The sequence below is a fragment of the Metasolibacillus sp. genome, from assembly GCF_025291715.1.
Taxonomy (GTDB): domain Bacteria; phylum Bacillota; class Bacilli; order Bacillales_A; family Planococcaceae; genus Metasolibacillus; species Metasolibacillus louembei.
On sequence record NZ_JAMBIZ010000024.1, the window covers coordinates 1 to 20854 of the forward strand.

A 20854-nucleotide genomic window follows, 5' to 3' on the forward strand; every position below is an offset into this window, starting at 1 on the left:
AATTGAACCGCCGTATACGGATCCGTACGTACGGTGGTGTGAGAGGACGGGAGTTAATCGCTCCCTCCTACTCTATTTTATGCAGCAAATAAGCTGATATTAAAAAGCTAAACAATATATGGGATTACGGACTATCTTTTAAAATGATAAATTTGTTTCATTTTTAGAAATCTTATTGCTGATGACAAAGTAATTAGCTACATATATTTTTAGCGCCCTCCAAAGAACAAGGCACAGTCCTCCCTTTAAAAATACTGTTAACCACAGTTTTGAAGATGAGCTAATTATAATTAAAATAATGAAACCTTTTGCAATTGTTTTTCGTAAAGAAAGAAAACGGAGGGAGGAGAAACATATGGTAAAAGGCATGTTCTTACTAATTATTGTTTTAACTACCATTATCATTCAAAATGTCAGAAAACCTAAGAAAGAATAGCTATATTTCTTTATGGAATGAAGCTAATAATATTGTTTTGGTTATATCTAAACATTTTAGCTTCCTTCTAGCAAATTTCATATTGCTTATCACTTAAAGGCTAGTTCGTTTCAACATACATGCAACATCACAATTAGTCATAGCACTTTAAAATACCTATTTAGCGTGCTACATTAAGCAGGATAACAACGTTCAAATGTTTGGTAAATTGTCATAATTACAAAAAAAATACTGTAAAACAACTGGATTTATATCCTATATTTAGATAGAATAATATCATATTGACTTTAAGGGGGATTCTTTCATTATGAAAAAGAAATTATACACAGTGGCCGTTGCTTCATTAGCAGCAACAGCAGTAGCAGTTGCACCAGCGGCGGCAGCAGATACGTTTTCAGATGTGAAAAAAGACAATGCACATTATGAAGCGATTACAGCATTACATACAGCAGGTGTTATTAGCGGTTATCCAGATGGCACATTTAAGCCAGCAAAAGATGTAACACGCGGACAAGCAGCAAAAATGATTGCTGGTGCACTAGGTTTGGATACAAAAAATGTTGAGAATCCGAAGTTAGCAGATTTACCAAAAACGCATCAATACTACGGTCCAATTGCAGCATTAGCAGAGCTTGGTGCCATTGAATATTACGTAGATGATAACACTGTTGCACCAAATGAAGCTATTTCACGTGGTGAATTTATCTTTATGCTAGCAACAGGTCTTGGCATTGAGGAAGAAATCGTGGAGGATGCAGACGCTACAATTACACGTGGTGAAGTAGCATCATTCATTTATGAAACATTAAGTGAAGAAGCTGAAGAAGAAACAACGACAGAAGATTCAGCAACAGTTGAACAAACAACTGCGGATGCGGCGTTATTAGAAACAGTGTTCACAAAAGCAGCTGAAAAGCAATTAGCAACAGAAAGCTTGAAAGCAGCAATTACTATGGCACAATCAATGGTAATTCAAGATGGTGAAGAAGCAGTAACAGTTGATGCAAACATAAAAATGGATATGTCAATTGTCAATAAGCCAATGGCGTTCTTTGCTGAAGGTACAGTAGCGATGGTTGAACCAACAACTGGTGAAGCAATCGAGATGCCAATTAAAATGTATATGACTGAAAAAGATGGCATGTACGTGTATGAAGGCTTAACAAAAACTTGGGTTAAATATCCTACTGAAATGTTTGACGAAATTTTAGCACAAACAGGTGCACAAATAAATGCAGCAGAGCAATTAGAAATGCTAAAAAAATTCGCAACTGATTTCAAAATTAAAGAAGAAGGTAATCACTATATTTTATCTTTAACAGGGGCTGGCGATAAATTTACTGAGCTAGTTCAAGAGCAAATGGGTGCATTAAACTTAGGCTTAGATGAGGAAGCTCTTGCTGAAATTAAAAACATGAAATTTGATACATTCACATACGACATCAAAATTAATAAAGAAACATTTGATATCGAAGAAATGGTTATGAATTTCGGCTTTGGCATGAAGGCTGAAGGCATAACAATGGATGTTACAAATAAATCAACAATCAAATACACAGACTACAACAGCGTATCAACAATTACAATTCCAGAAGAAGTATTAAAAAATGCTAAGACATTTGAGGAATTAGATTTATCTGCTATTGAAGAAACAGAAGCAAAATAATAATGAAGCTAGTTGAAAAACATAACAAAACAATAGAGTAAGAAATATATGGGTCGGTTTATGCTAGGATTTTAGTATAAATCGACTTTTTCAATACTATCAATATGACAGGCATGTTTTTTTATTAAGAATATTATTAATTATCTAGAATTCTATAGCGCTTTCATGTAGAATTTAAGTGTACACTTTAGATTTGATATAAAGATGGAGGTAATTTCCCAAATGACGAAAAAACGAAACAAATTTTACGCAGCAACAGCTGCTGTTGCTGTTACAGCTACTGTAGTAGCTGTAACACCTGCATTAGCAGCAGGCACTTTTTCAGATGTAAAAGCTGGCGATGCACATTATGAAGGAATTACAGCATTACATGAAGCAGGCGTTATTAAAGGCTATCCAGATGGTACATTTAAACCAAATCAAAATGTAACACGTGGACAAGCAGCAAAAATTATTGCTGGTGTATTAGGTCTTGATACGCAAAAAGTAGAAAATCCAAAATTTGCGGATATTCCAACATCACACCAATACTATGGACCAATCGCAGCGTTAGCAGCACTTGATGCAATCGAAATCTATGAAGATAACACAATTGAGCCAAACGAAACAATTACGCGTGGCGAATTAGCATTCATGATTGCGCAAGCATTAGGTCTAGAAGCAGAGGGCGATAGCCCGTTCAAAGATGTACCTGCAGATAATGACTATGCATACTTTGTGACAGCATTATATGAAGCAGGTATTGCACAAGGCCTTTCTGAAACACAATTTGGCGTTGAGCAAAATGTAAAACGTGGGCAATTAGCAACATTTATTTTAAATGCTGTGAACACATTAACTGAAGAGCCTGAAACACCAGAAGTAACAACAGGCGATACATTTACATTATCTGTATTACACGTTAATGACACGCATGCACGTGCAGATAAAATGCCTAAATTAGCTACAGCTGTGAAAGAGCAGCGTGAAGCGAAGGAAAACGCTTTAACATTACATGCTGGGGATGCTTTCAGCGGTACATTATACTTCAATGAATTCCATGGTAAAGCGGATTTAGAGCTATTAAATGAAATCGGCTTTGATGCAATGGTGTTCGGTAACCATGAGTTTGATTTAGGTTCATCACCTGAAGGACATCAAGCATTAGCAGATTTCGTAGCAGGTGCTAAATTCTCATTCGTTTCAGCAAACGTGGATTTCTCAGCTGATGATAAGTTCAAAGGCTTATTTACAGACTTAGTTTCAAGTGAGCCTGAAAACGGTAAAATTTATTCAGGTATCGTGAAAGAAATTAACGGTGAAAAAGTAGGTATCTTTGGCTTAACAACGGAAGAAACAAAAGATATCGCATCACCTGATAAAGTAGTATTCTCAAACTATATTGAAGAAGCAGAAAAAGCAGTAGCTGCATTTGAAGGTATGGGTGTTAATAAAATTATTGCGTTAACACATATCGGCTATAACGATAATCCAAACGTTGACAATGATATTTTACTAGCGAAAAGTGTACCTGGCATCGATTTAATTGTTGGTGGACATGACCATACAAAATTAGAAGAGCCATTTGTTGTTGATACAAATACAGTTGGTGAAGACAAAGAGGCAACATTAATCGTTCAAGCAAATGAATATGTAAACTATTTAGGAACAATTGATGTGACATTTGATGAAAATGGCGTTGTCACAGAATATGATGGTAAGCTAATCGACTTAGGTGAAGTAGCAGAGGATGAAGCACTAGTAAAATTATTAGCTCCATACAAAGCACATGTGGATGGCGTAAATAATAAAGAAATCGGTGTGACATTAACTGAAGATTTAGCAAGCCCACGCGCAACTGAAAATAGCTTAGAAAGTGTACGCAGCAATGAAACAGTACTAGGCAATATTATTACAGATGGTATGTTAGCAAAAGCACAAAAATATACTGATAAACCAGTTGTAATGGCATTCCAAAACGGTGGTGGTATTCGTGCAGCGATTCCAGCTGGCAATATTACAGTTGGTCAAGTAATTACTGTACTACCATTCGGTAATACACTAGCACTTATGGATGCAACAGGTGCAGAGCTAAAAGCAGCATTTGAAGTATCAGTGAAAAATGCACCAAAAGAAAATGGTGGTTTCCTACACGTTGCAGGTGCAAAATTAAAATATGATTCTTCAAAAGAAGTAGGTTCTCGTGTTGTATCAATCGAATACTTCGATAAAGCATCTGGCAGCTATGTAGCACTTGATGATGATAAAACATATACAGTTGCAACTAATGCGTTTACAGCTAAAGGTGGAGACGGATTTGATATGTTTGCAAAAGCATATGCAGAAGGCCGTGTAACAGATTTAGGTTTATCTGATTGGGAAAACTTCCAAGAGCAATTACTTTCATTAAAAGAAGTACCAACAAAGACAGAAGGTCGCATTGTTGATGTTGCACTAGAAGAAGCAAAATAATAATATAATGCTATATTATGTAAAAAAATAGCATTGCAAGCAAAGCCTGAACAAGGAAGTAAACGCAAACATCGAGCGTTTTACAAAATTGTTCAGGCTTTTTTAATTTGCATAAGAAAGCTTATAGCATCATATTTCAGCATTTTTTTGCGAAATCAACAAAATTTCACTTTTATATGATGATAAAGGATAGAAGATTAGTTGATTTTTGAAAATAAAAGAAGTTGATGTTGCTAGAAAATTTATAACATTCGATTAGCAACGTTGACATAGTATAAAAGAAATGCATATAATGAGATTGTGTGTGAAAAAGGGGGTATTTTTGGTTGAGTATTGGGAAAAAATTATACATATCTTTAGGTACATTAGTTGTGATTATCTTCGGTATTTCAGTTTTTAGCTATTTGCAAATCTCGAAGGTCAATAATAGGTATAATGAACTGATAGATAGTCGTTTAGAGCAAGTTTATTTGGCAGCAGATGTGCAGTCACGTATAGGGGGACAAGGGGCTTTTTTACGACAATATGTATTAGCAAAGGGTTCTGACGCACTGTCGAGCTTAGAAAATGAGCAAAAGGCGATTGCAGCTTCATTACAGCGCTTAGAGGAGATTGCATCTGCTGGTACAATGGAGGAATTACTTGCCCAATTAATTGAAGCAAATAATAACTATAGTGAAGCAGCGGCACGTGTAATTGGCTTAGTGGATGATGGGAAAGTTGATAGTGCGATTCCAATATTAAATATTGAAGTGCGTAAAGTCAATAATAAACTAAGTGAAGCAGCGAATGAAATGCTTATCTATAATAAAGAACGATTTACTGAAACGCAAAAGGAAACAGGCAAGCAAGTAGAGCAAGTAACGATTATTTTAGCCATTATTTCACTTGTAAGTATTATTATCGGTATTATAAGTGTTTTAGCAATTATGCGTGTAGTTGTAATGCCATTAAAGGCATTAGCAGGAGCAGTAGACCAAATTGCAACAGGGGATTTAACAGTTGAGGACGTTGCCATAAAGTCAAAAGATGAAGTAGCAACAATTGCGACATCCTTCAATTTAATGAAGGCATCACTGCGTGAATTAATTACTGTGGCGAGCGAAAATGCGGAGCAGCTTTCCAACATCTCGAAAGAGCTGACAACAAATACAGCGCAAGTATCCTCAACGTCTACAACGGTTGCAAGCAGCATTGAACAAATTTCATCAAGCACACACGGATCATCACAAATCGCAACAGATACTTCAGTTGCAATGGATGAAACAGCCTTTGGTATTCAAAATATTGCGGAGTCTACGCAAACGGTACACAATGAGGCACAAAATACGCAAGTCATTGCAAGTAAAGGGCTTGTTACGATTGAAGATGCGAAAGAGCAAATGCAAGATATTTATAGCTCAACGAAATTAACAACAGAGTTAATTTCAAAGCTAATCACACATTCACAACAAATTCAAAGCATTACAAATGTTATTACAGATATTACAGATCAAACGAATTTATTAGCATTAAATGCGGCAATTGAAGCAGCACGCGCTGGCGAGCATGGTAAAGGCTTTGCTGTCGTGGCAGATGAGGTGCGCAAATTAGCAGAGCAATCGAAATCATCCGCTAATTTAATTGTGAACTTAACGACAGAAATTTTACATGAGACGAAAAATGTAGAAGGCGCTGTTGCAGATAGTTTACAGCGTGTTGAGACAGGTGTACAAGTTATTGAAGTAGCAGGAGATTCCTTCAATCAAATTACTGGAGCAATCGAAAATATGACGATGCGCATTGCGGATGCATCTGCTGTTACAGAGCAAATTTCAGCAGCAACAGAGGAAGTTTCAGCATCTGTTTCAGAGCTAGCTTCCAACGTCAATGGTGTAGCGAACAGTACGGAAGAAATCGTGCTGCAAATCAGTGAGCAAGTGGCATCGATTCAGGAAATTAACGCTGTATCTGCAGAGCTTGAAATAAAAGCAGGAGAGCTTACACAAGCAATTGCGAAATTTAAAATTTAACTTGAATCAACAGAAGTCCCGATGCCATTACGTCAAGGCGTAATTGATTAATCAAACGCAAGAAAGCCATTGTGGCTTCTTGCGTTTTTTATGTACAATAAGAATAAAACTAACAGCATGAATGGAGGAAGCGATGCGATTTAGTAAACAGCAGAAGCAATTTGAGCACTTTTTAGCCGATAAGCTGAAAGGGCAAGTACAGCTTTATGCGACAGTACATCGAAAGGCGCATGACCAGCCTGCAAAAGTATGGCTAGTATATAAAGGTGAGGAAATTTTGCGCACGGATGATTTAGCATTCCAAGTACGTGTGAATCAGCAATATACAAAGCAAGCAATGGAGCTACCGCGAATACCATACAACGAAAATTGGGAAGTGATGATGCAATCAACAGAACGCCAGGCACTTGTGAATTTAAGCGATCAAATCGAACAGCAAGTAATGAATGAGGGACTTTACCCTGCTTGGTTGTTCTATCAAGCATTAGATGCATTTTATGGACTTACAATAGAGGGGGCACTGCATCATGAAAATGAGCTAGTGCAAGTGCTTGCAATGCTTGACCGTAGACTAGGAAAACGCAGACTTGCAGCAATGGAGCCACAAACTCCACTTGCACAAAAATTCCATGCTTTACGCTGTGAAGTAGAAGGTATAATTAAAATAGGCAGGAGTGGAGGAAGATGAGTCATTTAGCGAATACATATGAGCTACCCTATTATGCGGTAATTTTTGCTTCAGAGCGAACAGAGGGTGACCAAGGCTATCATGTGATGGCCGCAAAAATGGCGCAATTAGCGAGTAAGCAAAAGGGCTATTTAGGTGTCGAAAGTGCAAGAGATACACATTTAGGTATTACCGTTTCCTACTGGCAAACGCTTGAAGATATTGCAGCCTGGAAGGCAAATGCCGCTCATCAGGTGGCACAAGAGCGTGGAAAAAAGGAATGGTATAGTCGATTCGCATTACGTGTATGCAAAGTGGAGCGCGATTACTTATTTGAAATGTAAATAAAAAAACCTCTCGCTAAGGAGAGGCTTTTTATTTACCATGAAACATTGGCAATCATGCCAGCTTCATCATCAATATCAAGCGAGATTCGCGCACTGATTGAATCGCGTTGTAGCTCTTCATCGATATAAAGACGTAACGCGGTAATAAAATTAACAGTATTGTATAGTTCAACTTGGCCATTCACATAGGCTTCTGCTGTATAGCCTGCTAAATCATCATACATTAGCTCAACTTCTACATTTTCAGGCTGAACATTTTTAAAGCGTGCATGGAAAATGCAAATCGCATTAATTAAATCCTGCTCGAATAATGTTAGTTGTTCCATGTTTTTGACGTCTCATCTTTCTTTTTACGTGTCATTACTTGGTAAATTTTAATGCATAGGAAGACGATTACCGCAATCGCTGCTGCATTGACCATAAAGCCTAAAATTGAGCCTAAAATACCTAAATCGCCGAATAAGCTACCAAATAATAAGCCCGCTAAACCACCGATAAAGAGACCTTTCATTAAGCCGCCAGAAGTGAAGCCACCTTTTTTCGTTTGAGTTGTATCGCTTTTTGATTTATTCGTGTTATTTTGATTTGTTGTCGCGTTGTTATTGTCCTTATTCTCTTTTTGAATATTAGACTGATTGTTATTGTTGGATTTAAAGCCCTTTTTCCCTGATTTATAAGACTTTGCCTCCACTTGGTGGTCACCACCGAAAAAGATTGTCGTTCCTACACTTGAGAAGACAAGTGTAAATGCTAGAAATACTGCTGCAAGTTTTTTCATTTCTTTCCTCCATAAAATGTTCTACAACTATAGTATAACAAAAGAGTGAATTGAAGAAAAACAAATACACTACAATTTTTGCCCAATGCTATGCTGATTTTAAAAAATATGGTATCTTTGTACAAGGTGAAAGGGGAATCAAGATGTCGGCACAGCAACAATACAATGGTCTTATTTTATTAGCATCATACATACAGCGCATTTACATAGCAGAAACAATCAACGAACGTACAGGACAACAAGTGAGCTCAGCACGTCTATCTCAAGCGAAAAAATATTTAGATGAGCTCAATATGCTCATGCCATTGTTTGAGCAAACACGCACATTAACAGATACGCAATTACAGCGTGTGAAAGAAATAACAGCGAGCACAAAACATTTTATGGAAGGCTATTTTCCGCAGTCTCCTGTGACATTCTTACAAAAGCTTGCAATTGTTGGCTCCTCTTTATATGGCGAGCAGGCAATGAATGCAGGCGTGCTGCGCTTAGGACAGCTATTCCAAAAGGAAGTAGGCAAAGACTTTGCAATGCGCGTCAAATTTTATGAGGAGCGCACACAATTTATTGATGCGGTCGTTCATACGCTGTATCAGCACGAGGAGCTAGAGGAAAATTTACAGCAAATTATCGCTAATTGGTTTGAAGGCATTATCGCCAATCGCCAATACGTACTACAAGATATGGATAAAATCGATCAATTTTTCGCTTGACGCACGTATTGTTCATTGTTAAAATAATTGAAATTCGATGAAAAAGACAGTAGCTATTTGAGTGAGTGAAGCGAGTTAGGGATGGTGTGAGCCTAATATCATGAAATTAGTGAAGCGCACTTTGGAGAAATTACCTGAACAATGAAGTAGGGTCAATCGGGGAAGTCACCTCGTTAACAACAGTAAAGTGGTCATTTCGATGACAACTAGAGTGGTACCACGGGAATTTACAGCTCTCGTCTCTATTTTTTAGAGGCGGGGGCTTTTTCTATGCAAAAAAGGAGAGGAAAATATGAAAAACCAATTAGCAACAATCATTAGCATAGCATTGCAAAATGAGTTATCAGTAACAGAGGTGACAGCATTATTGGAAAAGCCGAAGCATGAGCATTTAGGCGATCTTGCCTTCCCTTGCTTTACATTAGCGAAAAAATACAAAAAATCACCAACAATTATTGCGGCTGAAGTAGCATCACATATTCAAGCCGATTTCATTAAAGAGCTGAAGGTGGAAGGTGGCTATATTAATTTTTATTTACAGCAGCTACCAATTGCGCAGCAAGTTATCGCCCAAATTATGGCTGAACAAGGACAGTATGGCACACGTTCTACCAATAAAGAAACAATTGTGCTCGACTTTTCTTCACCGAACATTGCCAAGCCCTTTTCGATGGGGCACTTACGCTCCACAGTCATTGGGAATGCATTAGCGAATATTGCTGAGAAAATGGGCTATCAGGCAGTGCGTATTAATCATTTAGGGGATTGGGGCACACAGTTTGGCAAGCTGATTGTGGCATACAAATTATGGGGCAATAAAGAAGCAATTGAAGCGGCACCAATTGCTGAGCTGTTAAAAATTTATGTGCGCTTTCATGAGGAGGCAGAGCACAATGATGGGCTAAATGAGCAGGCACGTCAAGCATTTAAGGCATTGGAGGATGGTAATGAAGAAGCACACGCATTATGGCAATGGTTTAGAGCAGCTTCTTTACAGGAATTCCAAGCAATTTATCAATTGCTCGGCATCACATTTGATAGCTACAACGGGGAAGCCTTTTACAATGATAAAATGGCACGCATTGTGACAGAGCTTGAAGAAAAGCAATTATTAGTCGAATCAGACGGAGCCATGGTTGTGCCACTTGTTGATATGCCGCCATGCTTAATTAAGAAAAATGATGGTGCCACATTGTATGCAACACGTGATTTAGCGGCTGCTGTTTACCGTCAAGAAACATATGCACCAGCGAAAGTTTTTTATGTTGTAGGCAATGAGCAATCGTTGCATTTCAAGCAATTGTTTGCCGTCCTGCAAAAAATGGGGCATGATTGGGCAAAAAATTATCAGCATATTCCATTCGGCATGATGCTCGTTGGGGGCAAAAAAATGTCGACGAGAAAAGGCAAGGTTGTACTGCTTGCAGATGTGTTAAAGGAAGCGATTGATGCAGCCTTCCATAATATTGAGGAGAAAAATCCCACGCTTGTAAATAAGGAAGAAGTAGCAAAAGCGGTTGGCATTGGTGCAGTGATTTTCAACGATTTAAAAAATGACCGCATGCATGATATCGATTTTGATATTGAGCAAATGGTAACCTTTGAAGGAGAAACAGGTCCATATGTGCAATATGCATATGCAAGGATTCAAACGCTGTTGAAGAAGGGTGCTTATGTAGCTAATGAGGAGCCAATCATACATGTGGATGAAGCGGCTTGGCCATTAATTAAGCAATTACAGGACTTCCCAGACAGCCTAGCAAAAGCATTCAAAGATGCGGATCCATCGCAAATTGCAAAATATAGCTTACAGCTAGCACGCAGCTTTAATAAATATTATGCCCAAACGAAGCTACTAAGCGGCGACGAATACCAGCAAGCCCGTTTAGCTATCGCACATTGCGTGGCACTAGTGTTAGGCGAAAGCTTACGTTTATTAGGAATTGCAAGCCCAAAGGAGATGTAGATAATGCAGTTTGCACTTTTGACAGATATTCATGGCAATGCTGTTGCTTTACAGGCAGTTTTACAAGATATAAAGGAGCGAGGTGTGGATGAGGTCTATTGCACAGGTGATTTAATTGGTATTGGACACCAATCAAATGAAGTATTGCAGTTGCTCAGCGCCTTGCCACATTGTGAAATTGTTTGTGGTAATCACGATGAGGCAGTGTTAGCAATTATTGAAGGTCAGCCTTACCCAAAAAGTCATGCGGGCATTCGTGCGCATCATGAATGGCTTGCGGCAAGGCTCGATCCAGCATTGATTCCTTTGTTACAGCAGCTGCCACGTGAAATAGAGAAAACAATTGATACAAAGCGCTTTTTATTTACACACTATGCGTTAAAAGGAAAGAATATGCCTTTCCATGAAGACCCGTTTGCCTCAATTCATCAGCCATCACTTGAAAATATGGAGAAGCTATTTCAAGCTTATCCAACATATGATTGCATTTGCTTTGGACATCATCATCCAACACATGTCTTTGAAAATGACAAGACCATGTATATCAATCCAGGTGCCTTAGGCTGCAATAGTCCAAACAAGGCGAAATATGCGATTTGCACTGTTGATATAGCTATACATTGGACATTTATTGAAGTAGCCTATGACGGCGCAGCGTTTATTGAGCAATTTAAGCAGACCGATATTCCTGACAAGGATTTTATTTTGACATCATTTCATGCGGAGGCTAATAAAAATTAGCAAAATACCACTAAATAAACAAAGCATTTTTGCGAAGGAAATCTTATCCTGCATCCCAGCTAAGCCGATGCCTGTTGTGACAATAAAAATAATGGGACCAACGAGCGCAAGAGAGGTATTGACAACGAAAGCCTTTTCTAAAGCGCCAAGCTTGTACATCAGAAATGCAGCTGCAATATCAATGCTACCAGATAAAATACGGAGCCAAATCATATAAAGAAGTGCTAGTTCCACTCATGTCCCACCTTTCCTTGCTACTATATGAAGGAGGCGGGAGAAATATTAAAAAAGCCTACACGTAAAAATAACAGTGTAGGCTTTCGCTTATTATTCAAAGAACACTTTATCGATGTTGTACTTCGCACGTAATGTGTTGATTGCGTATGTTTCATAAATTTCGCGTTCCATAGGATCTTCGATTTCGTATACTTCGATTTTAAAGATTTCATCGCGGTATTTTTTCATCGGTGACACATTGTCCTCGAAATGCTTTTTAATGCGCTGGCGGATTTTGCGCGCTTTCCCAACGAATAAAAGCTCATTTTTTTCGTTGTAAAAGAAGAAAATTCCACCTTTTTCACGTGTGATTTTATGGAAGTCGATAAAGCCATGGAATGGTGTAATTTCTACATCACCTGGTTTTAACACTTGTTCACGTTGACGAATAACAAGATCTGGTTTTGGTAATTCAATTTTAATCAAAAAATTCACGTCCCTTACTGTATTGAAGCTTAATTCTATCATGAATTCATGAGCTTGGCTATTATCAATCATCTTTCCAACGAAATATAGCAATCATCCATATGGCATAGTTATATCAATAACAACTCAAGCAACCTAATAAAGCGTTAAATATACTTAATATGTAAAAAGTGTTGCTATTCAATTTTAAAAATTGTAAAGTAAGCTGTATGAAAATTTAGCGTCTCCAATAGATAAATAATTTCATTATACCTACATATTATACGACACTTCATTTTAGAAATTTATTTTTATATCACACGCCCCATACTACTAACAAAACAATATTCAATTCTCGCACAATTTATAACGATAAATGAAAGTGAATATAATTGCAAATTATCTTTATTTATGAGTATACTAAAAGTATCACGTGATAGTTTGGAGGGATTGATTTGGGATCGAGATGCTGAAAATTGGTGAACTAGCTGAAATGACAGGGATTACGAAGCGCACAATTGATTATTATACGAATCTAGGTTTGTTGAAAGCAAAGCGATCTAGTTCTAACTATCGCTATTACAATCAAGAGGCTATTGAGCAGCTACATTTTATTGAGCGCAAGAAAAAGGAAGGGCTTTCATTAGAGCAAATTAAACATTTGATTGAACCGAAGATGGAGGAAATTGATATTCAAGATATTCGTGTGCAGATGCAGCAGCTAGAAAAAGAGGTAGCATTGCTCGTGACAAAGTTATCAAAAGAAGACCAGCTTGCAAAACAAAATATTGTAACAAAAATGAAGCAAGATAGTAACACATTAATACGATCATTACTACTATTAATCACTTAGGAGGTGAAGTCTTACGTTTCAAGCGTAAGACAACTGATTGACGACCAGTATCAACTTAACCATTTTTATTATTTTATTAGCACTAACAGCATTTTTCGTGGCAACAGAGTTTGCCATTGTAAAAGTGCGCCAATCACGTATTGATCAGCTACTTGCAGAAGGTGTAAAAAGCGCCCCATCTGCAAAGCAAGTAACGACACATTTGGATGAATATTTATCGGCCTGCCAATTAGGAATTACCGTAACAGCACTTGGTATCGGGATGGTAGGGGAGAAAACGTTTGAGTTTATTCTTCACCCATTTTTTGAAATGCTAGGTATTGGCACAGATTATATTAAGTTTTTCACAATTGGTGGCGCTTTTGTTATTGCCACGTTTTTACACGTTGTTGTTGGTGAATTAGCACCAAAAACAGTAGCAATTCAAAAAGCTGAAAAAGTAACATTGCTGTTTTCAAAGCCAATTATGCTTTTCTATAAAATTTTATATCCATTCATTTGGTTTTTGAATGGCTCAGCGCGTTTATTAGTGGGCTTATTTGGCATGAAGCCTGCGAGCGAGCATGAGCTGTCACATACGGAGGAAGAGCTACGCTTACTGCTTGCAGAAAGCTTTAAGAGCGGTGAAATTAATAAAAATGAATTGAAATACGTAAATAATGTATTCGAATTCGATGATAAAATTGCACGCGAAATCATGGTGCCACGTACAGAAATTGTTGGCTTCGATATTAGTGCTAATTTCCGCGAAATCATTACAGTTATTTCCGAAGAGCGTTATACACGATACCCAGTCTATGATGGAGATCGCGATAACATTATCGGCTTCCTAAATATTAAGGAAATTTTAACATTGGGAATTAATAATCGAATTACAGAGGAAACATTTAAATTTGAAGATTTTATTAACCCTATTTTAAAAACAATCGAAACAATTCCAATTCACGATTTACTGACGAAAATGCAAAAAGAACGCGTCCATATGGCTGTTTTACTGGATGAATATGGCGGTACTTCAGGCTTAGTGACAGTTGAAGATATTTTAGAGGAGCTAGTTGGTGAAATTCGTGATGAATTTGATGGAGATGAGGTTCCAGATATTCGAAAAGTAGGCGAGGGGCATTATATTTTATATGCAAAAATGCTGTTAGATGACGTGTCAAAGCTATTACATATCGAATTGGAAAATCCTGATATTGATACAATTGGTGGCTGGTACTTCTCACAAAATACGGATTTAGTTGATGACGTTGTGATCGAATATGAAAATTATGCATTTTCAATTTACGAAAAAGAGGATATTTATTTGCGTTACATTGAAGTGCGGAAGCTAGAAGAGAAAGAGCTAGTAGTAGAGGAGTAAAAAGACGTCGGGAAATGACAGTTTCCCGACGTTTTTTCAATTTACATTATTTCAGAGTGGAAGTCTCCTTAAACAGCCGTTTAAAGGGGGTTTTTTTCGGCTACACTCCACGATAAGGAGGTAGATTTTTTTGTTATTATTAGAAACAGCTCTTGTAGGGCGTGAGGCAAAATATGGCTTATTGCGTAGCCAAATTTGTAAATATGGATTTTCGATTGGTGGTAACTGGGATTATGACAAAGGAAGCTTTGATGTTGCGTTATGGCGCGAAGGAGGAACGACGATTTATTTGAGAGCTCCTTTCGTTGTAGTAGAAGGAGAAATGGATTGCTATGACTGCATTATTCGCTTTCAAAAACCATTTATTATTAAGCATATCGTCAATATGGGGTTGGATTACGATGAAAGCTCTTGGCTTGATGCAACGGGAGCAAGTCAATTCCAATCCCCAGTTGAAAAGGACGCAGAAATATGTCAAAAAAGCAAATGGATGAACGTAGGGCAGGATGTCATTGAAAATCAATTAATCCCGTATATTCACTAAAAATAACAGGATTCGCGTCTCCTCCTCACGAATATATAGTCGTAAGGAGGGGAACGTATGAGAAGCTGGCAAAGTTTTTTATTTGAGCAATTTTTAATTTGGCGTAAGACGAAGCAAAAGTTTTTAGATGTGCAAGAAATGGCACTTTTTATCGAGGAAAGAAGACAAGCACCAGCCTATGAGCTTGATGAAAAATTTCAAGCAAAGCATCATATTACTAAATATCAATACGATGGTATGCTGTACTATGTTTTGAATGAGCATATTGACGCTCAGAAAAATCTTCTTTATTTTCATGGTGGCGCTTATATTAATGACCCGCTGATGTTTCATTGGCGCTATCTTGTAAAGCTAGCTGAACGCACACAGTTTCGTATTATTGTGCCGATTTATCCAAAGCTACCGCATTTTACACATGAGGCATTGTATGAAAAACTGCACTCATTTTACGCTATGCTTTGTGAAAAACATAGCGAGCCCTTTATTTTTATGGGAGATTCAGCTGGTGGAGGGATTGCACTCGCTTTCGCACAGGATGTTATGCTGCAAAATAGGCGACGGGCGGAACAAATCATTTTATTTTCCGCATGGCTTGATGTCTCAGGGGAGGACCCTCGTTATGCAGATGTTGAAAAAATCGATCCGATGCTTGGCTTAGCTGGTGCGCAAATGCTTGGAAAGCTGTGGGCAAACTCTCAAGATATTTCACACCATTTAGTTAGTCCACTGCACGGCCCTTTGCAGGATATTGGACGCATTACATTGTTTGTTGGTACAGGAGAAATGCTGATCGTTGATGCTCATATGCTACTTGAAAAAGCAAAGAAGGAAGGCGTTGATCTACTCTATTTTGAATATCCAAAAATGAATCATGTATTTCCTGTTTTTCCAATTCCAGAGGCTAAAAAAGTATGGAAGCAGCTACTGCCAATTTTGCTTAGATAATTATTGTTTAGTTTTTGTATAGGCTTATTATGTTATTCTACAAAAGAACGCGCATAAAGTTTCATAAAAAACGAGTCTTCATTCATGGAGGCTCGTTTTTTATGTTAGATAACATATAACAACATGCTTGATGAACATAAAATACAAAGAAAGTAGGTGATAATAGATGAGTGTAGAAGCGACTATTCGAGATATAGCGGAGCTTTTACCGACAGCACAAACAGCTTGTAAATTACTATTTCAAGAATGTTATAAGGCAGGAATTCGCAATGTTTTTATTACCGAGACGTACCGCAGTCAAGAGCGCCAAAATTACTTGTATGCACAAGGGCGTACAAGACCAGGGGCAATTGTCACATGGACGCTTAGTAGCAAGCACAAATCACGTTTAGCGTGGGACATCGCTGTTGGACCACCAAACACCTTGTATGATGCTTCCATATTAAATAAAGTCGGGGCAATTGCTCGCAAATTAAATATTATATGGGGCAGCGATTGGGCAGGTAGCATTGATAGAGTACATTTTGAAATCAATTCAACTTGGAAGATGCCGTCTGGCTATAAACTAGAAGGGAATATCGTTGTTCCAACAAGCAGTACTGTACCTGTTCAATTTGATCCAAAGGAGGAAGTGCCAATGTCACAAATATGGAATCCAGGAAGTCCTGCTATGCAAACAGCAGCAGAAGCCTTTATAGCGCAAGCCGTACAAGAGGGCATCATTCAAGCATCACATTTGACAGATTTGCAAAATAAGCAAATGACTACTGATCGTTTGTTAGGCTTGTACATTACGATTGATCAACGACGAAATGTTACGAAATAAAGTGACTCTGAAGCCTGCCATAAAAGCGGGCTTTAAAGCATATATCCCCTTATTTCTACATAATTAGTAGTAGTATGTCTCCAAATTATGTATAGTAATAGATAAGGAGGAGAATTTATGAAAAAACTACTACCATTTTTATTCGCATTATCTCTTATTTTAGTAGCCTGTAATCAAAATGTTGAAATCAAGCTACCTGCATCTTTCCTAGAAGGTCAAGATGTAGCTGAGGTAATTGCACAAGCAAAAGAAGAGGGCATTGGCGAAATCAAGCAAAACGATGATGGTTCTTTGACATATACAATGTCGAAGGAAAAGCATAAAGAAATGATGAAGGAATTGGAAGACGGAATACTGGAATCAGTTGAAGAAATTAAAAGCACTGATAATTTCCCGTCTATCAAAGATGTCGCTTATAATAAAGATTATACTGAGTTTACATTAACAGTTGAAAAAGAGAGCTTTGAAGGTAGCTTTGATTCAATTGCTTCATTTGGGCTAGCTATCGCTGGCATGTATTATCAAGTGTTTAATGGCGTTGATGCAGACGCATACAAAGTAACGATTCATTATAAAGATGAGGCGAACGGCGAAGTTTTCGATACAACCGTTTACCCAGATGATTTGAATAATTAACAAGCAGGTAGCTGTAGGAAAATTACATTTTTATAGCTACCTGCTTTTTTATGAGCATAAATGCTAAAGCAACGCACAAAATAGAAAACCTACTTTCTTTTTCTTTTCATAGAAGCAGAAATTGCTGCAAAAAGTGCATCATCTCCTAATTTGTCTAATAGTAGTTACGTTTAGAATAGTAAGAAGTTCCGAAATGATATTGTCCAGTTGAAAAGGTTTTATAATATGCCTTTACAGGAATATTCTTGTTGAGGTATATTTATGATAATCAGCATTTTATGAGGTGAGGAACATGTTAGGGAATAATTCGGACATAAACATATCGACGTTGAGCGCTTTAGCCGAATCAAATCGTATGCATATTGTCGAGCTCCTACGCCAAGGCCCTCAAACTGTTGGGGAAATTGCTGACCAATTAGGATTAAAGCAGCCCCAAACTTCAAAGCATTTAAAAGTACTGAGTGACAGCGGAATTGTAGAAGTGCAAGCACAAGCGAATCGACGAATCTACAAGCTTCGACCAGAACCGTTCCAAGCACTGGACTCTTGGATACAATCCTTCCAGTGTGTCATGCAAGAAAGATTTGATAATTTAGATGCGTATTTGAAGGAATTGCAGGAAAAAGAACAATCATAAAACTAAGTAGGATTTACAATGTCAATGGTATCAAGAGTAGAAAACGATCGTGTACTTATACTGGAGCGCATTTTTGATGCACCACGTGATTTATTATTCAACATGTTTAAAGAGCCATAGCATTTAAAAAATTGGTGGGGACCTAAAGGGTGGGACGTGCCTGTATGTCATATCGACTTCCGTCCAGAAGGCATTTGGCACTACTGTATGAAATGTGTTGACCAAAGCCAAGGGGAATTCTTTGGCATGGAATCTTGGGTGAAGGTGGTTTATAAAGAAATTATCGAGCCAGAAAAAATTTGCTATACGGATTATTTTTCAGATGCAGAAGGCAATCTAAATGACGAACTGCCTTCAACTGAGGTCACATTAGAATTTGTTGATTTAGGTAGAAAGACGAAGTTAATTAACCGTGCTGAATACGTATCCGCAGAAAGTCTTCAGACCGTGTTAGATATGGGCATGTTAGAAGGCATAGAAGAAACTTGGGATCGCCTAGCGGAGCTTGTGTAAACGAAGAAATAGATTGAATTGTGAGCTTTTCGAATAAATAGATAAATTTTGGACACAATACTAATGATGGTTGGTTAGCCATCATGTTAAAAGGCGCTAAAGATTCTAAGGAATCTGGCGCCTTTTGGTTATTTATGATATAAGCTTCTTCACAAGCTTCATATCCATTTCCAGCTCAGCAATTTTAGCGACAGCGTTATCTAACGAAGGCTGAAGCCTAGCATTGTGAGCTGTTTGTGCAACTACAGTATCCAATGTTACCTGTAACACAGCAATATCCTCACTATTTCGAGTAACCTGCTGTGTGACTACATCTAGCTTTGTATCCATCGTGTCCATCTTTTTTAAGATGACCTCAAGTAATTCACGATCCGTCATAAATGTCTCCTCCTTTCCTTAAATGATTTGTTCCTTTTTATTCAAGTAGCTCGCCATTCTAATAATCTCATAACGAAATTTGGAACACTCCGCTCAAATTTTAGTATATTTTATGATGCTACCGACCGAAATAGATAATTTTATTTTATCATCTGGGCTTGGTGGAGAACAATAGATTGATTTTATTTATGGTATATTTGAGTTAATTTCTAAAATAACACCTCAAACCTGACAAACTCCCACCCAAAGCGGTATGATAGACCATGAGGTGACCAAAATGCATATATCAGAAAAACAAATTGAAATTCGTTACGCAGAAACAGACCAGATGGGCGTGGTGTACCACGCAAATTATATCATTTGGAGAGGTGAAGCTTAGAAACGCAGTTATATCAACGTTTCTAAGCTCTTTTTATTGCGTGTACCCCAATTTGTACCCCAAATGATTACTGATTGCTGACGATTCTGTCGAGCAGGTCACTTGCCTCAGTTTCCTTTTTGACGAGGGAATGAGCGTACACATTATTTACTGTTGTAGGGTGGTCACCAAGCATTTCTGCTACAGTGATGAGAGGGATATTACGAGATAATAAAATTGATGCAAAAGTATGACGTAAGCCATGCGTTTTGATGAAGCGCAGATTATGCTTTTGACAAATATAAGCCATCGCATCACGTGTGTATGAATCTTTAACAGGTCGTAGTCCCTTAACTGTAATGAAAACATAGTCATCGCTTTTAGGCTCAATCTTTTTACTCCATTTAGCTTTCTTGCTCCAATCATAGTAAGATTTTAGCTCAGCTACTAGAGTACTATTCATATGCACTTTACGAATACCACGGCGTGATTTAGGGGTACGCTCACCATACCGATCTCTTGTTTTGGTGATAGAAATTGTTTTAGACATGAAATCGATGTCTGACCACCGTAAAGCCATTGCTTCACCTCGACGCATGCCGGTTAAGGCAAGGGTGTGAATAATGGCAATTCGAGAAGGGGAGCCATCTAAACGAGTACAACGTAGTAAGTCATTCAGTTCCTCTTCAGAGTAATATTGGTCAGGTCCATTAGGCGCTGCATCTTCATAATCTAGCTCTGTAATTGGGTTTTTCTTTAAAACTTCCCGTTGAACAGCATAGTTGAGCATTGCGATGAAAGGGCGTAAAATATTTTCGATTGTGGATATCCTATTGCCTTTTTCGATAAGTGGGTCAACAAGCTCCTCTTGAATAATTAAATTCGTTAGCTTATGCAGCCTGTAATGACCTAGCTTTGGAATAAGGTGATTTTCAGCCGTTTCAGTATAATGTTGCAGCGTGCTTGGCTCCCATTTTTTACGGCGGATTTGCAAATAGAATTTAATCCAATCACTCACAAGTGTTTCGGAGTTCTGTACAAATACAATTCGTTCATCTAAGACGTCCGCTTTAACCGCAATTAAGGCACGCTCAGCTGCTTTTTCAGTGAGGAAATCACTACCTGATTTTTCTCGACGCACGCGGCTATGGTCATAAAATTTATACCTGTAGGCATAGCGCTTTTCACCGTCTGAATTAAAATAATAATAGATACAATCCTTTTTTGTTTTTGTATATGCTTCTCTCGCCATTTAACGAATACCTCCATCTAATGAGCTGGCAGGCGCGTTAGATTGAATATATTCGTATACATGAACTTGCATCCCTCCTTTCAAATGTAAT

Annotated in this window: 21 protein-coding genes, 1 pseudogene and 1 other annotated feature; of the genes and pseudogenes, 16 read left to right on the top strand and 6 right to left on the bottom strand. The window is 37.9% G+C overall.

The window, feature by feature from the left end; all coding sequences use genetic code 11:
• Positions 1 to 743 precede the first annotated feature (743 nt).
• The 5 genes from M3Z76_RS13800 (at position 744) to M3Z76_RS13820 (ending at position 7576) form a co-directional block, all read left to right on the top strand.
• Positions 744 to 2102 (top strand): S-layer homology domain-containing protein, encoded by a 1359-nt coding sequence (locus M3Z76_RS13800; RefSeq protein WP_293928212.1) that lies wholly within the window; start codon positions 744 to 746, stop codon positions 2100 to 2102.
• A gap of 222 nt (positions 2103 to 2324) precedes the next feature.
• Positions 2325 to 4553, top strand: a complete 2229-nt coding sequence (locus M3Z76_RS13805) for a 5'-nucleotidase C-terminal domain-containing protein (RefSeq protein WP_293928209.1) — start codon at positions 2325 to 2327, stop codon at positions 4551 to 4553.
• A 326-nt stretch (positions 4554 to 4879) separates the two neighbouring features.
• Complete coding sequence (locus M3Z76_RS13810; RefSeq protein ID WP_293928206.1) at positions 4880 to 6565, top strand: methyl-accepting chemotaxis protein; 1686 nt, start codon at positions 4880 to 4882, stop codon at positions 6563 to 6565.
• Positions 6566 to 6698: 133 nt separating this feature from the next.
• Positions 6699 to 7253: an SF0329 family protein gene (locus M3Z76_RS13815; RefSeq protein WP_293928205.1), complete on the top strand. Its 555-nt coding sequence runs from the start codon at positions 6699 to 6701 to the stop codon at positions 7251 to 7253.
• Positions 7250 to 7576: an antibiotic biosynthesis monooxygenase family protein gene (locus tag M3Z76_RS13820; protein WP_293928203.1), complete on the top strand. Its 327-nt coding sequence runs from the start codon at positions 7250 to 7252 to the stop codon at positions 7574 to 7576. Before M3Z76_RS13815 ends, M3Z76_RS13820 begins: the two co-directional genes overlap by 4 nt.
• 35 nt (positions 7577 to 7611) lie before the next feature.
• Here the strand turns inward: M3Z76_RS13820 and M3Z76_RS13825 are convergent, their stop codons facing one another.
• Together M3Z76_RS13825 and M3Z76_RS13830 are read right to left on the bottom strand one after the other, a co-directional pair.
• The gene (locus M3Z76_RS13825) at positions 7612 to 7905 is read right to left on the bottom strand and encodes a YxcD family protein (protein ID WP_293928201.1); all 294 of its coding nucleotides are present in this window, start codon (positions 7903 to 7905) and stop codon (positions 7612 to 7614) included.
• On the bottom strand, positions 7893 to 8357 hold the full coding sequence (locus tag M3Z76_RS13830) for a hypothetical protein (protein ID WP_293928198.1): 465 nt from the start codon (positions 8355 to 8357) through the stop codon (positions 7893 to 7895). The genes M3Z76_RS13825 and M3Z76_RS13830 overlap by 13 nt, the downstream gene beginning before the upstream one ends.
• 143 nt (positions 8358 to 8500) lie before the next feature.
• Between M3Z76_RS13830 and M3Z76_RS13835 the strand changes: the two genes are divergently transcribed.
• The 3 genes from M3Z76_RS13835 to M3Z76_RS13845 all read left to right on the top strand — a co-directional run bounded on the left by M3Z76_RS13835 (position 8501) and on the right by M3Z76_RS13845 (position 11777).
• The gene (locus tag M3Z76_RS13835; protein WP_293928196.1) at positions 8501 to 9070 is read left to right on the top strand and encodes a hypothetical protein; all 570 of its coding nucleotides are present in this window, start codon (positions 8501 to 8503) and stop codon (positions 9068 to 9070) included.
• A gap of 28 nt (positions 9071 to 9098) precedes the next feature.
• Positions 9099 to 9317, top strand: a binding site (T-box leader).
• 45 nt (positions 9318 to 9362) lie between these two features.
• A complete protein-coding gene (gene argS, locus M3Z76_RS13840) occupies positions 9363 to 11036 on the top strand; it encodes an arginine--tRNA ligase (protein ID WP_293928194.1) in 1674 nt (557 codons plus the stop codon).
• Positions 11037 to 11039: 3 nt separating this feature from the next.
• Positions 11040 to 11777, top strand: a complete 738-nt coding sequence (locus M3Z76_RS13845) for a metallophosphoesterase family protein (protein ID WP_293928192.1) — start codon at positions 11040 to 11042, stop codon at positions 11775 to 11777.
• Here M3Z76_RS13845 and M3Z76_RS13850 read toward each other — a convergent pair.
• Positions 11748 to 12011 carry a YqhV family protein gene (locus tag M3Z76_RS13850; protein WP_293928190.1) on the bottom strand — a complete coding sequence of 88 codons (264 nt, stop codon included), beginning with the start codon at positions 12009 to 12011 and terminating at the stop codon, positions 11748 to 11750. The two genes, M3Z76_RS13845 and M3Z76_RS13850, sit on opposite strands and share 30 nt — an antisense overlap.
• A 93-nt stretch (positions 12012 to 12104) precedes the next feature.
• On the bottom strand, positions 12105 to 12479 hold the full coding sequence (locus M3Z76_RS13855) for a nucleotide excision repair endonuclease (RefSeq protein ID WP_042472975.1): 375 nt from the start codon (positions 12477 to 12479) through the stop codon (positions 12105 to 12107).
• Positions 12480 to 12924: 445 nt separating this feature from the next.
• Here M3Z76_RS13855 and M3Z76_RS13860 point away from each other — a divergent pair, with 445 nt between their 5' ends.
• From M3Z76_RS13860 to M3Z76_RS13895, 8 genes and pseudogenes are all read left to right on the top strand, one after another.
• On the top strand, positions 12925 to 13311 hold the full coding sequence (locus M3Z76_RS13860) for a MerR family transcriptional regulator (protein WP_293928183.1): 387 nt from the start codon (positions 12925 to 12927) through the stop codon (positions 13309 to 13311).
• Between the two features lie 37 nt (positions 13312 to 13348).
• Positions 13349 to 14674 (top strand): hemolysin family protein, encoded by a 1326-nt coding sequence (locus tag M3Z76_RS13865; protein ID WP_293928180.1) that lies wholly within the window; start codon positions 13349 to 13351, stop codon positions 14672 to 14674.
• A 130-nt stretch (positions 14675 to 14804) separates the two neighbouring features.
• A complete protein-coding gene (locus tag M3Z76_RS13870; RefSeq protein WP_293928177.1) occupies positions 14805 to 15218 on the top strand; it encodes a YugN family protein in 414 nt (137 codons plus the stop codon).
• Between the two features lie 57 nt (positions 15219 to 15275).
• Positions 15276 to 16163: an alpha/beta hydrolase fold domain-containing protein gene (locus tag M3Z76_RS13875; RefSeq protein ID WP_293928174.1), complete on the top strand. Its 888-nt coding sequence runs from the start codon at positions 15276 to 15278 to the stop codon at positions 16161 to 16163.
• Positions 16164 to 16329: 166 nt separating this feature from the next.
• Entirely contained in the window at positions 16330 to 16989 is a 660-nt protein-coding gene (locus tag M3Z76_RS13880; protein WP_293928172.1) for a M15 family metallopeptidase, read from the top strand.
• Positions 16990 to 17106: 117 nt separating this feature from the next.
• Positions 17107 to 17625 (top strand): hypothetical protein, encoded by a 519-nt coding sequence (locus tag M3Z76_RS13885; RefSeq protein WP_293928170.1) that lies wholly within the window; start codon positions 17107 to 17109, stop codon positions 17623 to 17625.
• A gap of 292 nt (positions 17626 to 17917) precedes the next feature.
• Complete coding sequence (locus M3Z76_RS13890) at positions 17918 to 18262, top strand: ArsR/SmtB family transcription factor (protein ID WP_293928167.1); 345 nt, start codon at positions 17918 to 17920, stop codon at positions 18260 to 18262.
• Between the two features lie 18 nt (positions 18263 to 18280).
• Positions 18281 to 18775: pseudogene (locus M3Z76_RS13895) on the top strand (SRPBCC domain-containing protein).
• A 132-nt stretch (positions 18776 to 18907) separates the two neighbouring features.
• Here the strand turns inward: M3Z76_RS13895 and M3Z76_RS13900 are convergent.
• Both M3Z76_RS13900 and M3Z76_RS13905 read right to left on the bottom strand, forming a co-directional pair.
• Positions 18908 to 19153: a hypothetical protein gene (locus M3Z76_RS13900; protein ID WP_293928165.1), complete on the bottom strand. Its 246-nt coding sequence runs from the start codon at positions 19151 to 19153 to the stop codon at positions 18908 to 18910.
• Positions 19154 to 19599: 446 nt separating this feature from the next.
• Positions 19600 to 20763, bottom strand: coding sequence for a tyrosine-type recombinase/integrase (locus tag M3Z76_RS13905; RefSeq protein ID WP_293928163.1), 1164 nt, complete (start codon positions 20761 to 20763; stop codon positions 19600 to 19602).
• Positions 20764 to 20854: the final 91 nt, after the last annotated feature.

What these genes read in the sequence shown, in the direction of transcription:
- M3Z76_RS13905 (WP_293928163.1), bottom strand. Translation starts at nt 20,763, where the DNA reads ATGGCGAGAGAAGCATATACAAAAACAAAAAAGGATTGTATCTATTAT.
- M3Z76_RS13860 (WP_293928183.1), top strand. Translation starts at nt 12,925, where the DNA reads ATGCTGAAAATTGGTGAACTAGCTGAAATGACAGGGATTACGAAGCGC.
- M3Z76_RS13880 (WP_293928172.1), top strand. Translation starts at nt 16,330, where the DNA reads ATGAGTGTAGAAGCGACTATTCGAGATATAGCGGAGCTTTTACCGACA.
- M3Z76_RS13805 (WP_293928209.1), top strand. Translation starts at nt 2,325, where the DNA reads ATGACGAAAAAACGAAACAAATTTTACGCAGCAACAGCTGCTGTTGCT.
- M3Z76_RS13835 (WP_293928196.1), top strand. Translation starts at nt 8,501, where the DNA reads ATGTCGGCACAGCAACAATACAATGGTCTTATTTTATTAGCATCATAC.
- M3Z76_RS13815 (WP_293928205.1), top strand. Translation starts at nt 6,699, where the DNA reads ATGCGATTTAGTAAACAGCAGAAGCAATTTGAGCACTTTTTAGCCGAT.
- M3Z76_RS13885 (WP_293928170.1), top strand. Translation starts at nt 17,107, where the DNA reads ATGAAAAAACTACTACCATTTTTATTCGCATTATCTCTTATTTTAGTA.
- M3Z76_RS13800 (WP_293928212.1), top strand. Translation starts at nt 744, where the DNA reads ATGAAAAAGAAATTATACACAGTGGCCGTTGCTTCATTAGCAGCAACA.
- argS (WP_293928194.1), top strand. Translation starts at nt 9,363, where the DNA reads ATGAAAAACCAATTAGCAACAATCATTAGCATAGCATTGCAAAATGAG.
- M3Z76_RS13900 (WP_293928165.1), bottom strand. Translation starts at nt 19,153, where the DNA reads ATGACGGATCGTGAATTACTTGAGGTCATCTTAAAAAAGATGGACACG.
- M3Z76_RS13820 (WP_293928203.1), top strand. Translation starts at nt 7,250, where the DNA reads ATGAGTCATTTAGCGAATACATATGAGCTACCCTATTATGCGGTAATT.
- M3Z76_RS13825 (WP_293928201.1), bottom strand. Translation starts at nt 7,905, where the DNA reads ATGGAACAACTAACATTATTCGAGCAGGATTTAATTAATGCGATTTGC.
- M3Z76_RS13875 (WP_293928174.1), top strand. Translation starts at nt 15,276, where the DNA reads ATGAGAAGCTGGCAAAGTTTTTTATTTGAGCAATTTTTAATTTGGCGT.
- M3Z76_RS13845 (WP_293928192.1), top strand. Translation starts at nt 11,040, where the DNA reads ATGCAGTTTGCACTTTTGACAGATATTCATGGCAATGCTGTTGCTTTA.
- M3Z76_RS13890 (WP_293928167.1), top strand. Translation starts at nt 17,918, where the DNA reads ATGTTAGGGAATAATTCGGACATAAACATATCGACGTTGAGCGCTTTA.
- M3Z76_RS13830 (WP_293928198.1), bottom strand. Translation starts at nt 8,357, where the DNA reads ATGAAAAAACTTGCAGCAGTATTTCTAGCATTTACACTTGTCTTCTCA.